Genomic DNA, 12,796 nt, shown 5'->3' with positions numbered 1-12,796 from the left:
AACGACGCAATGAAAAGAAACAGGCCGCCGCCGCTGCTGCTGCCGCTGCCGCTGCCAGCGTCCGCGCTGCCGTCGAGGTACACGAACTCATCGCACGCCGCCATGAACGCCAGCGACGCGCCTTGCTGCCCGAAGCCGTACACCGTGAGCTGCCGACGCTGCCCTTCGTGCGGACTGCGAAGCCGCTTCAAAGCCACAGCCCATTCAAAAGCAAATGTTAATTTCGTACAAGACGCAGCGCTTCACGTCTTGAACAATCCAGCCCGCTCTCAACAACACAAGGAGGAACGGAATGAATGTATTCGAGACGCTGGAAGCACGAAGAACAAGGATTGTTCAATCCGCAGCATGGAGGACATGACATGTTTGCCGCTGCTTTGATCTACATCCTGGCCGTGATAAGCCCGGGTCCAAACTTCTTGCTGGTGAGCAGATTTGCCGCAGCCAACTCAATTCGCGCGGGGGTCGGTGCTTCGCTGGGAATAGTGATGGTCGGGCTGATGTTTTCGATTTCCTCAGTAACAGGGCTTGCGATTCTGATCGATCGGTATCCGGGCTTTCATCAGGCAGCCACGCTCGCCGGCGCGGTTTACTTGATGTACATCGCATTTCTTCTCTTTCGCAGCGCTCTCAAGCCTGCGATCTCCAAGGAGGCGTCCCTGGCGTCCAATGTCCGCAAGGGCTTCTTCGAAGCCTGGCGCACCGGTGTGCTGACCAATGTCACCAACATGAAGACCATTGCTTTCATGGTCAGCATCTTTGCCGGATTTCTTTCGGTGGAACGTTCCGGGTTGGAAAAAGCAGGTGTGATTGCTGTCTGCAGCAGTTTTGAAATTTTCTGGTACTGCGGCGTTGCATTGATTTTCGGACAGGGCTCTGTACAGCGCTTGTACGCCCGTTACAGCCGGCCATTCGATGGCGGCATGGCCCTGTTTCTCGTGCTGTTTGCCACGCAGACGGCATGGGCTGCGCGCGCTCCAGGGCTTGAATTTGACCTGCTTTGCAATTGCTTGCGATAAAGGCTCGGCGTTATGCCATAGCACGCCTTCAGCCTGCGGGTGAAGTGACTTTGATCGGCAAAGCCTGTCAACGCCGCGACTTCAGAGGGAGAAAGGTCTTGGAGCATGCGTTTCGCCAGCGCCACCTTTTGCAATTGGATGTAGTCGTGAGGGGTCACTCCAAGCACACATTTGAAGGAGCGAATCAGATGCTGTTGGCTGATGCCGACCACGCTGGAAAGAACCTTCAGGCTGAGCGATTCGGTGATGTTGTCCTCGATGTAGCCAAGCAGGTGCTGAATGCGGGTTCCATACTCGGTGCGCGAACGCTCCGGCGTTTGCTTCTGCGCTTGCAAGGCAAGAATCACAATGTCTGAAATCTTGGCACGCCACTGCTCTTTGGTTCCCGCTGAATCCAGTTGATGGAAGGCCTGGGCCAACTGCCGCGCCAACACAGGTGAATGCAGCACAGGATTGCGAAATAGGGGCTGGGCCTGCGCGACCATCTCGACCATATGGGCTGGAATATGGAGCGTTTCGTATGTCACGCCGTCTGAGCTGGCGGCCCCAGCGGAATGAATCTCCTGTGGATTCAGAAAGGTGATCGACCCCGCTTGGGCAAAGTAGGTTTCGCTTTGACAGACCAGTTTCTGAACACCACGATGAACGAGTCCGACCACGTACCCATCGTGCACATGAGCAGGGAAATGTGTCGTCGACACGTTGGCGCGAAACCTCTCCACCTGAGGAGAGTGCTCTGAGCACAGCAGGTGGAATGTTTCTTTCGCAGCGGGCATGGGTCGCCCCTCTGCGTCTTCCAGACAAAACTTCATGGGTCCTCCTTAACTCGCTTTGAGTGGAGCCTGTCAGGCGCAAGTTCTGAGCACGACCGATGTTGCGCCCGCGCCTTCCGATCATGCGGAACGTCGCATTCCACATTGAGCGGCCCAGCGGAAGGATCGCTTCCATTTCACCGCTCGAGTCCATGGCGGGCTGATCGCCGCGCCCATTTCCCCCCTTTGAAAACAAGCACTTAACCGCGCTCCCCAGGGTATTCCCGGACATGGAGCGGGCTGGCGCACGACTTGCAAATCAGCGTCGCCCCCCGCCCCCACAAAACTCCGGAGACAACCCGTCATGGAAACCTTCTACGAGGTCATGCGCCGCAAAGGCATTTCGCGCCGCAGCTTTCTCAAATACTGCTCGCTCACGGCCACCTCGCTGGGGTTGGCGCCTTCCTTTGTGCCGCAGATCGCGCACGCCATGGAAAACAAGCCGCGCACGCCGGTGCTGTGGCTGCACGGGTTGGAGTGCACTTGCTGCACCGAGAGCTTCATCCGCAGCGCGCACCCGCTGGCCAAGGATGTGGTGCTGTCCATGATCTCGCTGGATTACGACGACACGCTCATGGCCGCCGCCGGCCACCAGGCCGAGGCGATCCTCGAAGAGATCATGACGAAGTACAAGGGCCAGTACATCCTGGCCGTGGAAGGCAACCCGCCGCTGAACGAAGACGGCATGTTCTGCATCCAGTCGGGCAAGCCTTTCATTGAGAAGCTCAAGCACGTGGCGAAGGACGCCAAGGCCATCATCGCCTGGGGTTCGTGCGCGTCGTGGGGTTGCGTGCAGGCGGCCAAGCCGAACCCGACGCAGGCCACGCCGATCCACAAGGTGATCACCGACAAGCCCATCATCAAGGTGCCGGGCTGCCCGCCCATTCCCGAGGTGATGACGGGCGTGATCACCTACATGCTCACCTTCGACCGCGTGCCCGAGCTGGACCGCCAGGGCCGCCCGAAGATGTTTTACAGCCAGCGCATTCACGACAAGTGCTACCGCCGCCCGCATTTCGATGCCGGCCAGTTCGTGGAGGCGTGGGACGACGAGTCCGCGCGCAAGGGCTATTGCCTCTACAAGGTGGGCTGCAAGGGCCCCACCACCTACAACGCCTGCTCCACGGTGCAGTGGAACGAGGGCACGAGTTTCCCCATCAAGGCGGGCCACGGTTGCATTGGCTGTTCGGAAGACGGCTTCTGGGACAAGGGGTCGTTCTACGACCGCCTGACGGACATCCACGCCTTCGGCATCGAGGCCAATGCGGACCAGGTCGGCGCGACCGCCGCCGGTGTGGTGGGCGCGGCCGTGGCGGCGCATGCGGCCATTTCGGTGGCCAAGCGCGCCCGCGACACGCGCAAGACCGACGCACCCGCCAGCCACTGACCCCACACAACGAGAACGAGGAACACAAGATGGGTGCTTACGAAACTCAAGGCTTCCGCATGGACAACACGGGCCGGCGCATCGTCGTCGACCCCGTGACGCGCATCGAAGGCCACATGCGCTGCGAGGTGAACCTCGACAGCAACAACGTGATCCGCAACGCGGTGTCCACCGGCACCATGTGGCGCGGGCTGGAGGTGATCTTGAAGGGCCGCGACCCGCGCGACGCCTGGGCGTTCGTGGAGCGCATCTGCGGCGTGTGCACGGGCTGCCACGCGCTCACCTCGGTGCGCGCGGTGGAAGACGCGCTGGGCATCAAGATCCCGCTGAACGCCCACCTCATCCGCGAGATGATGGCCAAGACGCTGCAGGTGCACGACCACGCGGTGCACTTCTACCACCTGCACGCGCTGGACTGGGTGGACGTGGTCTCGTGCCTGAAGGCAGACCCGAAGAAGACGAGCGAGCTGCAGCACATCGTGTCGCCTTCGCACCCGCTGTCGTCGCCGGGCTACTTCCGCGACGTGCAGAACCGCCTGAAGAAGTTTGTGGAGAGCGGCCAGCTCGGCCCGTTTGCCAACGGCTACTGGGGTTCCAAGGCTTATGTGCTGCCGCCCGAGGCGAACCTGATGGCCGTGACGCACTACCTGGAGGCGCTGGACCTGCAGAAGGAGTGGGTGAAGGTGCACACCATTTTCGGTGGCAAGAACCCGCACCCCAACTACCTGGTGGGCGGCGTGCCGTGCGCGATCAACATCGACGGCAATGGCGCGGCGGGCGCCCCGATCAACATGGAGCGGCTGAACTTCGTGCAGGCCCGCATCCAGGAGATGATCGATTTCAACAACAACGTCTACATCCCGGACGTGCTGGCCATCGGCACCATCTACAAGCAGGCGGGCTGGCTGTACGGCGGCGGCCTCTCGGCCACCAACGTGGCGGACTACGGCACGTATGAGAAGGTGCCTTACGACCACAGCACGCACCAGCTGCCGGGCGGCGTGATCCTGAATGGCGACTGGAACAAGATCCACGAGATCGACCCGCGCGACCCGGAGCAGGTGCAGGAGTTCGTGACGCACAGTTGGTACAAGTACGGCGACGAGACCAAGGGCCTGCACCCGTGGGACGGCGTGACGGAGGCCAACTACACGCCCGAGGGCCCGAACTTCAAGGGCACGCGCACCAAGATCGAGAACCTGGACGAGTCGGCGAAGTATTCGTGGATCAAGTCGCCGCGCTGGCGCGGCCACGCGGTGGAGGTGGGGCCGCTCTCGCGCTACATCCTGGGCTATGCACATGCCACGCAGGGCAACAAGTTCTGCCAGCGCGTGAAGCAGCAGGTGGACGAGGCGGCGGTGGCGATCAACAGCGCGATTCCGAAGGCGCTGGGCATGCCTGAGACGAAGTACAGCGCCAAGCAATTGCTGCCCACCACCATCGGCCGCACGCTGGCGCGCGCACTGGAGAGCCAGTACGCCGCCGAGATGATGATGGACGACTTCAAGCAGCTGGTGGGCAACATCAAGGCCGGCGACACGAGCACGGCCAACATCGAGAAGTGGGACCCGGCCACCTGGCCGAAGGAGGCCAAGGGCGTGGGCACGGTGGCCGCGCCGCGCGGCATGCTGGGCCACTGGATCCGCATCAAGGACGGCAAGATCGAGAACTACCAGTGCGTGGTGCCCACCACCTGGAACGGTTCGCCGCGCGACCACAAGGGGCAGATCGGCGCGTTCGAGGCTTCGCTGATGAACACGCCCATGGTGAACCCCGAGCAGCCGCTGGAGATCCTGCGCACGCTGCACAGCTTCGACCCCTGCCTGGCCTGCTCCACGCACGTGATGAGCGAAGACGGGCAGGAGATGAGCCGAGTCAGAGTGAGATGACCCACCTGCGACGCTTCGCGTCTTCCCCCCACGGGGGGACGCGCCTGGTGGCCCGGCGAAGCCGGTTCCACGGGCGCCCTGGACACGAGCGCCGCACCGCCATGAACACAACGAGGAGAACAACGATGAAGACATCAACGACGCGCGGCCTGATCGCCGCTGCCCTGCTGGCCGGCGCGGCCAGCGCTGCGCAGGCGCACACGGGCCATGGCACCAGCAGCCTGTTTGAAGGCCTGGTGCATCCCTTCGGGCCCGACCACTTGCTGGCCATGGTGGCCGTGGGGGTGTGGTCGGTCTCGGCTTTGCCCGCAGGCAAGGCCTGGTGGGGGCCGGCCACGTTTCTGCTGGCACTGGTGGCGAGCGCCGCGCTGGGCGCGGCCGGGGTGACCGTGCCTTATCTGGAGCACGCGATTTCGCTGAGCGTGGTGCTGTTTGGCTTGATGCTGGTGTTCGCCAGCCGCGCCATGCCGGTGGCGGTGGGGCTCGGCCTGATCGCGGCGGCTTCGGCGCTGCACGGCCTGGCGCACGGCTCGGAAACGCCCGAGACGGGCTTTGCCGGCTACGCGGTGGGCTTCATGCTGACCACGGCGGTGCTGCACATCGGCGGCGTGGGCATCGGCCTGGGCATCCAGCGCTGGCTGGGCGCGCGCCGTGGCGCGGTGCTGGGCGGCCTGGGCGCGCTGCTGAGCGCGGCAGGCCTGTACCTCTTCGGCCAGCTCGCGGCCTGACGCGGCTCTCCCACACAGGAGGTCACCATGTCCACCACCACACCCCACCCGGCCCATGTCTCGCCCGACGATGCGCTGGAGCTGCAGAAGGGGCAGAGCATCCGCTCGGTCTATGTGTACGAGGCGCCGGTGCGCCTGTGGCACTGGATCAATGCGCTGTCCATCACCGTGCTGTGCGTCACCGGGTATTTCATCGGCCAGCCGCTGCCCACGGTGGCGGGCGAGGCCAGCGCGCATTACGTCATGGGCTACATCCGCTTTGCGCACTTCGCGGCGGGCTACATCATGGCCGTGGGCCTGGTGGCGCGGGCCTACTGGGCGCTGGTGGGCAACCACCACGCCAAGGAGCTGTTCTGGGTGCCGATGTTCCAGAAGGCGTATTGGCGCGAGGTGTTCAACATGCTGCGCTGGTACCTGTTCCTGATTCCCAAGCCCAACCAGTACGTGGGCCACAACCCGCTGGCGCGGTTCGCGATGTTCGCGTTCTATTTGATGCTGTCGATCTTCATGATCGTCACGGGTTTCGCGCTGTATGGCGAGGGCTCGCAGATGGGTTCGTGGCAGGAGCGCCTGTTTGGCTGGGTGATCCCGCTCATGGGCCAGAGCCAGGACGTGCACACCTGGCACCGCCTGGGCATGTGGGGCATCGTCACTTTCGTGCTGCTGCACATCTACGCGGCCATCCGCGAAGACATCATGGGCCGCCAGAGCATCGTGAGCACCATGATTTCCGGCCACCGCACGTTCAAGGAGTAACCCCCCCGCGCCGCCTTCGGCGGCACCCCCCCAGGGGGGCGGTGCCTGAGGCCCGGCGAAGCCGGTTCCTCGGCACCACTGGATCAAGGCCTTTCTTTCGTTGCACCTCTTCACCATGTCGCGCCTTCGCTCACGCTCCTCGCTGTTCGCTGCCCCGGCCCTGCCGCCGGTGGGCGTGCCGCTGCGCGCGCCCACGCACCCGGGCCGTCTGCTGGCGCGCACTTGCCTGCGCCCGCTCTCGCTCAACCAGAGCGAAGCGGCGCGCCTGCTCGGCCTTTCGCGCCGGCGCCTGCATGAGCTGGTGCACGGGCAGCGCGCGATGTCGCCCGACACCGCCATCCGCTGCGCGCGCGTGTTCCGCGTGGACGCGAGTTTCTGGCTCGCGCAGCAGGCCGCCTGGGACAGCTTCCACGCCTGGAAGCGCCTGCGCGCGGCCGCCTCTTTCCCCCGCTGATTTCCATGGAGTTCCCGCATGAGCCCCACTTCGCCTGAAACCACCTGTCACCCCGGTGGTGACACCCCGCCCCCGGCGTCCATCTGCGTGCTGGGCATCGGCAACCTGCTCTGGGCCGACGAAGGCTTTGGCGTGCGCTGCGTGGAGGCGCTGCAGCAGCGCCATGAGTTCGCGCCGCATGTGTCGCTGGTGGACGGCGGCACGCAGGGCCTGTACCTCATCCAGCATGTGCAGGCGGCCGAGCGCCTGCTGATCTTCGACGCGATCGACTACGGCCTCGAACCGGGCACGCTCAAGCTGGTGCGCGACGACGAGGTGCCGCGCTTCCTGGGCGCCAAGAAGATGAGCCTGCACCAGACGGGTTTCCAGGAAGTGCTGTCGCTCGCGCAGCTCACCGGCCGGTACCCGGCCCAGGTGCTGCTGATCGGTTGCCAGCCGCAGGAGCTGGAGGATTACGGCGGCAGCCTGCGCCCGGTGGTGAAGGCCGCGATGGACGAGGCCCTGGCGCTGGCCGTGGCCGAGATCGCGCGCTGGGGCGGTGAGCCCAAGCCGCGCCGCGAGCCCTTGAGCGGGCGCGAGACCGTGACCATGGACGAGCTGGCGCTGGCCGCCTACGAGACCCAGCGCCCCGCGCCCGACGCAGCCTGCCGCGAAGGCGACGAAAGGTTTTTACGAAGCCCCCCCGCGGCGCTGCGCACCACCCCCCCAGGGGGGCGATACCAGCCGTCCGGCAAAGCCGGCCCGGCGGTATCTCTGGACGGCATGGCCTCGCGCGATGGGTTGCAGCAACCGGTGGAAAGGCACTGACATGTGCATCGGCATGCCCATGCAGGTGACGGCCGTCGAGCCCGGCCACGCGCTGTGCGAAGGGCGCGGCGAGCGCCGCCGCGTGACCACCGCGCTGGTGGGCGAGGTGGCGCCGGGCGACTGGCTGCTGGTGTTCCTGGGCGACGCGCGCGAGCGCATCGACGCCGAGCGCGCCAGCGAAGTGAATGCCGCGCTGAACCTCGTGCTGGGCGCCATGCAGGGCCAGGGCGCCGATGGCGAGGCCGGCTTCGAGCTGCCTTCGCGCATGAGCGCCGAACAACTGCGCCAGCTCGCCAACGGTTGAATTCTTCAGGAGACTTTTTCATGACCACCACAGAAACACCCTTCCGCCCGCTGGCCGTCACCCCGCCCAGCACCGACCCCGCCGCGCCGCTGGTGATGCGCCTGGTGCGCGACTTCGGCGCCGCCCTGGTGGACGAAACCAGCGTGGCCGACTGGGCCGCGCAAGCCGGTGACCGCGTGCTGCTGCTGGCCGGCGACGCGGTGCGCTTCCCCGAAGGCCAGGACGTGGCCGCCGTGCTGCCCGAGCTGATGAAGGTGTTTGCGGGGCGCTTCGCGGTGGCCGCCGTGCCGCGCGAGAGCGAGGACGCGGTGGCGCGCCGCTATGGCTCGCAGCGCTGGCCTTCGCTGCTGTTCTTTCGCGGCGGGCAGTACGTCACGGCCATCGCCGGCATGCAGGACTGGGACGTGTACCTGCAGGGCGTGGACGCGGCGCTGCGCATGCCGCCCTCGCGCCCGCCCACCATCGGCATTCCCGTCGTGAGCAAGACGGCCTCCTCTTCTGCTTCCGGCGACGGCGGCGGCTGCCACTGAACCCAAGGACCTCCCATGAAAGACTTTCCGATTCCGCTCGTGGCCCTGGGCCCGGGCACGCAACCCGAAGACGAGTCGCTCGACTACCTGCCCCTGCCCAAGGACATGAGCACCTACCGCCCGCCGGTGCTGCCCGAGCCCGAGGAGCTGGTGGGGCTGGACCAGGCGCGCGCCGCGCTGCAGCAGGTGCTGGACCTGCTCGAACGCGGTGCCGAGGGCGGCGCGCCGGGCCTGGTGCCGCTGGGGGCGCTGGCGCCGCGCGATTTCCGCATCGTCAACCAGGTGCTGGGCGAGGGCGAGGCCAGCGCCATCGTGCAGCTGGGCGCGGGCCACCTGGAGGTGCGCGTGCAGGAGTCGGTGTTCGCCGGGGTGTGGCGGCTCATGACCTGGCGCCACGAAGAGGGCCGCGACGCGGTGCTGGTGGACGACGCGATCGAGGTCGGCCCGGTGCCTTCGCTGTTTGCCGCCACCGCCGCCGAAGACGTGTGGGCCACGGCGCCGCAGTGGAGCGGCCCGCTGCCGCCCAATGTGCAAAACGCCCCGCTGCTGGTGGACGAGATCCGCGACCAGGTGGCGCGCTGGCGCCCGGGCCAGGTCTCGCACGTGGTCAACCTCACGCTGCTGCCGGTCACGCCCGAGGACATCGGCTTTCTGGACCACCAGCTCGGCACCGGCCGCGTGCTCATGCTCTCGCGCGGCTATGGCAACTGCCGCATCTCCAACACACGCTTGCCGAACTGCTGGCGCGTGGTGTACTACAACTCCATGGACAAGGTGATTCTCAACACGGTCGAGGTGGTGGACATGCCCGAGGTGGCGATGGCCGCGCCCGAAGACCTGCGCGATTCGCACGAGCGCCTGCGCGAGGTGATGGTCTGGCTGGAGGCGGTATGAACCCCCACACGCCACCGCTGCACGGGTCGTTGCCCCCCGAGGGGGCGGATCCACAGCGCCTTCAGGGTTTCGAGGGCTCCTACCTCGGCAACCGCGAGGTGCTGCGGCCCGACTCGCGCCTGGAGTGCAAGATCTGCTGGTGGGTGTACGACCCGGCCGTGGGCGACCCGCAGTGGCAGATCGCCGCGGGCACGCCTTTCGCCGACCTGCCTTCGCACTGGCGCTGCCCGAATTGCGATTGCGAACCCGATCAGTTTCTGCTGCTGCCATGAATCAGGAACACCCCCTGCGCCGCTTCGCGGCGTCCCCCCTGCAGGGGGACCCTGCCAGCGGCCCGGCAACGCCGGTGGCGCGGCATGTGCTGGATGGGCGTGTCCTCATCCTCGAAGACTTTTATCGGCTCGTGCAGGCCGAGCGCATGCAGGGCATTGCGCTGCTCAACGCCGCGCTGTGCGTGGAGGCGGTGGGCTTCGAGTGGGCGGCCGCCGACGGCGAGGCGGTGCCGGTGGCCGAGGGCGTGCTGATCACGCCGTGGTTCATGAGCCTGGTGCGCCTGCCCGCGCAGGCCCTGCCGCACGGCGGCCTGGTGGGCCGCAGCTTCGTGCGCGATTTCGGCAGCGAGCGCTTCGACTTCCTTGGCGCGCACGACCCCGCCATCGGCTACCACGAGACCTGCGCGCTGTTCTCGCCCATGGGCGGGTTCGCCACGCAGGCCCTGGCGCGCGAGACGGCGCGCGAAGCCCTCGCGCTCACCCGGCCCGTGGCCGCAGCGCCGGCCGCGCCCCCGGCGCAGCCGGTGCCTTCGCGCCGCGCTTTCTTCCTCGGGGGGCGCGCATGAACCTGGTCACCCCCGGGGGTCTGCCCAACCTGGCCGGCGCGCTGCGCTTCACGCCCGGGGCGCCGCCGCCGCCGCACAGCCTGCAGAGCACGCGCCAGGACTGGGCCGCGCGCATGGGCCACGGGCGTGCCGCCGCCGCCTAAGTTCGGGCTGATGGGCAGCCTCTTCAACCTCTGCGGCCAGGCGCACCGCCTGTGCAGCCAGCTTACTTCATCGGCGAGGCCGCGCCGGGCCTGCCGCCGCCGGCCGGAGGCGGTGTCGATGTTGCGCCGCGAGACGGCGGCCGAGCACCTGCGCCGCATCGGGCTGGACTGGCCGCGCCTGCTCGCGCCGGGCGATGCGCCGCTGGCAGCACAGGCCGCCGTGGCGCTGCAAGGCTGCCCCTGGCCGGCGCAGCACGACCCCGACCCCTGGCCCGCGCTGCGCCACTGGCTGCGCCACGCACTGCTGCGCATGCCCGCGAGCGACTGGCTCGCGGCCTGGCAGGCCGGCAGCGCCGAATGGCTCGACACCTGGGCCCAGCGCCACGACCACTGGCTGGCCCAGCTGTTGCGCCGCGCGCAGGGCGCCGATGCCTTCGCCCCGCTCAAGCCCGAGGCCGCACTGCGCCCGCACGGCCACCCGCCCAGCCTGCACATGTTGGGCGCCACGCTGGCGCACAAGCCGGCGTTCGCGCTGCGCCCGCTGTGGCACGGCGCCAGCGCCCACACCGGCCCCTGGAGCCGCCTGGGCAACGCGGCCGAGGACGCGCCGCTCAAGCCCTGGGCGCTGCTGGGCACGCGCATCGCCGAGCTGCTGCGCCTGGCGCTCGAAGGCGGCGACACCTGCCTGGACTGGGGCGCCCTGGCCACCGGCCCCCGGCGCGGCCTGGCCTGGGTGGAGATGGCGCGCGGCCTGCTGGTGCACCAGGTCGAGGTGGACGCCGGCGCGCAGCGCGTGCTGGCCTGCCGCGTGGTGGCGCCCACCGAATGGAACTTCCACCCGCAGGGCGAGGTGGCGCAGCGCCTGGCGCGGCTCGACCCCGAGCTGCCCGAGGGCACCCTCACCCGGCGCGTGAACCTGCTGGTGGCGGCGTTCGACCCCTGCGTGCCCTTCGCCATCGACCGCCTGCGTGCCTGCGCGCGCCCGGCCCTGCCGGAGGCCAGCCATGCATGAGGCCAGCCTGGCCGGTGGCGTGCTCCAGCTGGTGGAAGAGACCGCCGCGCGCGAAGGTTTCCAGCGCCTGCTGGCGCTGCGGCTCGAAGCCGGCCAGCTCGCGGGCGTGGACGTGCGCGCGCTGCGCTTCGCGCTGGAGGCGCTGGCCCCGGGCACGCTGCTCGAAGGCGCGGTGATCGCCATCGAAGAACCGCCCGGCCAGGCCTGGTGCCTGGACTGCTCGCAAACCGTGGCCCTGGCGCAGCGCGGCGACGCCTGCCCGGCCTGCGGCAGTTTTCATTTGCAGCCCAACGGCGGCGCGGAACTGCGCGTGCTCGACATGCAGGTGGAATGAGATGAAGCTCCCCCTGCGCCACTTCGCGGCCCGGCCAGGCCGGTTCCGTGGTGCGCCTGGACGGCGGCCCGCCACCGCCTCGATCAATATCAACAAGGAGACCGACCATGTGTGTCGTATGTGGATGCAGTGAGCACGACGCCGCCGTGGCGCCGGCCGCGCTGCAGGTGAACCCCGCGAATGGCGACCTGCACTTCGGTGCCGGCGCCGCGCGCGTCTCGGTGCCCGGCATGAGCCAGGCGCGCGCCATCAAGCTGGAGACCGACATCCTCGGCGCCAACAACCGCGTGGCCGCGCACAACCGCGCGCACTTCCACGCGCACGGCGTGACCGCGCTCAACCTCGTCTCCAGCCCGGGCTCGGGCAAGACCACGCTGCTGTGCGCCACCATCGAGGCGCTCAAGGCGCGCACGCCCGGCCTGCACGTGGCGGTGATCGAGGGCGACCAGCAGACCAGCTTCGACGCCGACCGCATCCGCGCCACCGGCGCGCCGGCCATCCAGGTCAACACCGGCAAGGGCTGCCACCTGGACGCGCCCATGGTGGCCGAGGCCTTCGCGCGGCTGCACGCGCACCACGGCCATCACCATGAGCACGGGCACGATCACCATCACCACCACCACCACGACGACGACGACGACGACCACAGCCTGCTGTTCATCGAGAACGTGGGCAACCTGGTGTGCCCCGCCGTGTGGGACCTGGGCGAGGCCGCGAAAGTGGCCATCCTCTCGGTGACCGAGGGCGAGGACAAGCCGCTGAAGTACCCCGACATGTTCGCCGCCGCTTCGCTGATGGTGCTCAACAAGACCGACCTGCTGCCGCACGTGCGCTTTGACGTGGCGCGCTGCATCGAGCTGGCGCGGCGCGTGAACCCGGGCATCGAGGT

The 12,796-nt window shown here is 67.6% G+C and carries 15 protein-coding genes and 3 pseudogenes; 16 read left to right on the top strand and 2 right to left on the bottom strand.

Translation table 11 applies throughout. The features are described from left to right. Positions 1 to 191 (bottom strand): annotated as a pseudogene (locus KIT86_RS21795) (hypothetical protein); the annotation flags it as partial. A 171-nt stretch (positions 192 to 362) separates the two neighbouring features. On the opposite strand from KIT86_RS21795, the gene KIT86_RS21790 reads away from it, so the two are divergent. After that, on the top strand, positions 363 to 1,019 hold the full coding sequence (locus KIT86_RS21790; protein ID WP_297402296.1) for a LysE family translocator: 657 nt from the start codon (positions 363 to 365) through the stop codon (positions 1,017 to 1,019). Between the two features lie 47 nt (positions 1,020 to 1,066). Here KIT86_RS21790 and KIT86_RS21785 read toward each other — a convergent pair. Further along, a pseudogene (locus KIT86_RS21785) lies at positions 1,067 to 1,795 on the bottom strand (AraC family ligand binding domain-containing protein); the annotation flags it as partial. Between the two features lie 340 nt (positions 1,796 to 2,135). On the opposite strand from KIT86_RS21785, the gene KIT86_RS21780 reads away from it, so the two are divergent. The 15 genes and pseudogenes from KIT86_RS21780 to hypB form a co-directional block, all read left to right on the top strand. Then, on the top strand, positions 2,136 to 3,218 hold the full coding sequence (locus KIT86_RS21780) for a hydrogenase small subunit (RefSeq protein WP_297402294.1): 1,083 nt from the start codon (positions 2,136 to 2,138) through the stop codon (positions 3,216 to 3,218). Between the two features lie 29 nt (positions 3,219 to 3,247). Further along, positions 3,248 to 5,107 carry a nickel-dependent hydrogenase large subunit gene (locus KIT86_RS21775; RefSeq protein ID WP_297402292.1) on the top strand — a complete coding sequence of 620 codons (1,860 nt, stop codon included), beginning with the start codon at positions 3,248 to 3,250 and terminating at the stop codon, positions 5,105 to 5,107. 125 nt (positions 5,108 to 5,232) lie between these two features. After that, positions 5,233 to 5,835 carry a HupE/UreJ family protein gene (locus tag KIT86_RS21770; RefSeq protein ID WP_297402290.1) on the top strand — a complete coding sequence of 201 codons (603 nt, stop codon included), beginning with the start codon at positions 5,233 to 5,235 and terminating at the stop codon, positions 5,833 to 5,835. 27 nt (positions 5,836 to 5,862) lie between these two features. Beyond that, positions 5,863 to 6,591, top strand: coding sequence for a Ni/Fe-hydrogenase, b-type cytochrome subunit (cybH, locus tag KIT86_RS21765; RefSeq protein ID WP_297402288.1), 729 nt, complete (start codon positions 5,863 to 5,865; stop codon positions 6,589 to 6,591). A 115-nt stretch (positions 6,592 to 6,706) separates the two neighbouring features. Beyond that, the gene (locus KIT86_RS21760) at positions 6,707 to 7,045 is read left to right on the top strand and encodes a HigA family addiction module antitoxin (protein WP_297402287.1); all 339 of its coding nucleotides are present in this window, start codon (positions 6,707 to 6,709) and stop codon (positions 7,043 to 7,045) included. An 18-nt stretch (positions 7,046 to 7,063) separates the two neighbouring features. Next, a pseudogene (locus KIT86_RS21755) lies at positions 7,064 to 7,717 on the top strand (HyaD/HybD family hydrogenase maturation endopeptidase); the annotation flags it as partial. A gap of 136 nt (positions 7,718 to 7,853) precedes the next feature. Continuing rightward, complete coding sequence (locus KIT86_RS21750) at positions 7,854 to 8,156, top strand: HypC/HybG/HupF family hydrogenase formation chaperone (RefSeq protein WP_297402285.1); 303 nt, start codon at positions 7,854 to 7,856, stop codon at positions 8,154 to 8,156. A 20-nt stretch (positions 8,157 to 8,176) separates the two neighbouring features. Then, positions 8,177 to 8,686 carry a hydrogenase gene (locus KIT86_RS21745; protein WP_297402283.1) on the top strand — a complete coding sequence of 170 codons (510 nt, stop codon included), beginning with the start codon at positions 8,177 to 8,179 and terminating at the stop codon, positions 8,684 to 8,686. Between the two features lie 15 nt (positions 8,687 to 8,701). Then, complete coding sequence (locus tag KIT86_RS21740; RefSeq protein ID WP_297402281.1) at positions 8,702 to 9,580, top strand: hydrogenase expression/formation protein; 879 nt, start codon at positions 8,702 to 8,704, stop codon at positions 9,578 to 9,580. Next, the gene (locus tag KIT86_RS21735; RefSeq protein WP_367185458.1) at positions 9,577 to 9,852 is read left to right on the top strand and encodes a rubredoxin; all 276 of its coding nucleotides are present in this window, start codon (positions 9,577 to 9,579) and stop codon (positions 9,850 to 9,852) included. Before KIT86_RS21740 ends, KIT86_RS21735 begins: the two co-directional genes overlap by 4 nt. Beyond that, a complete protein-coding gene (hybE, locus tag KIT86_RS21730) occupies positions 9,849 to 10,418 on the top strand; it encodes a [NiFe]-hydrogenase assembly chaperone HybE (RefSeq protein WP_297402278.1) in 570 nt (189 codons plus the stop codon). The genes KIT86_RS21735 and hybE overlap by 4 nt, the downstream gene beginning before the upstream one ends. Then, positions 10,415 to 10,561, top strand: a complete 147-nt coding sequence (locus tag KIT86_RS21725; RefSeq protein WP_297402276.1) for a hypothetical protein — start codon at positions 10,415 to 10,417, stop codon at positions 10,559 to 10,561. The genes hybE and KIT86_RS21725 overlap by 4 nt, the downstream gene beginning before the upstream one ends. A 10-nt stretch (positions 10,562 to 10,571) precedes the next feature. Next, positions 10,572 to 11,573, top strand: a complete 1,002-nt coding sequence (locus tag KIT86_RS21720; RefSeq protein ID WP_297402274.1) for a hypothetical protein — start codon at positions 10,572 to 10,574, stop codon at positions 11,571 to 11,573. Beyond that, the gene (locus KIT86_RS21715; RefSeq protein WP_297402272.1) at positions 11,566 to 11,907 is read left to right on the top strand and encodes a hydrogenase maturation nickel metallochaperone HypA; all 342 of its coding nucleotides are present in this window, start codon (positions 11,566 to 11,568) and stop codon (positions 11,905 to 11,907) included. The genes KIT86_RS21720 and KIT86_RS21715 overlap by 8 nt, the downstream gene beginning before the upstream one ends. 107 nt (positions 11,908 to 12,014) lie before the next feature. Next, positions 12,015 to 12,796, top strand: a 782-nt coding sequence (gene hypB / locus KIT86_RS21710; RefSeq protein ID WP_297402270.1) for a hydrogenase nickel incorporation protein HypB, incomplete at its 3' end; no start/stop codon positions are given.

The organism is Hydrogenophaga sp., from assembly GCF_026125825.1.
Taxonomy (GTDB): Bacteria; Pseudomonadota; Gammaproteobacteria; order Burkholderiales; family Burkholderiaceae_C; genus Hydrogenophaga.
This window is presented reverse-complemented; position numbering and strand designations above follow the sequence as displayed.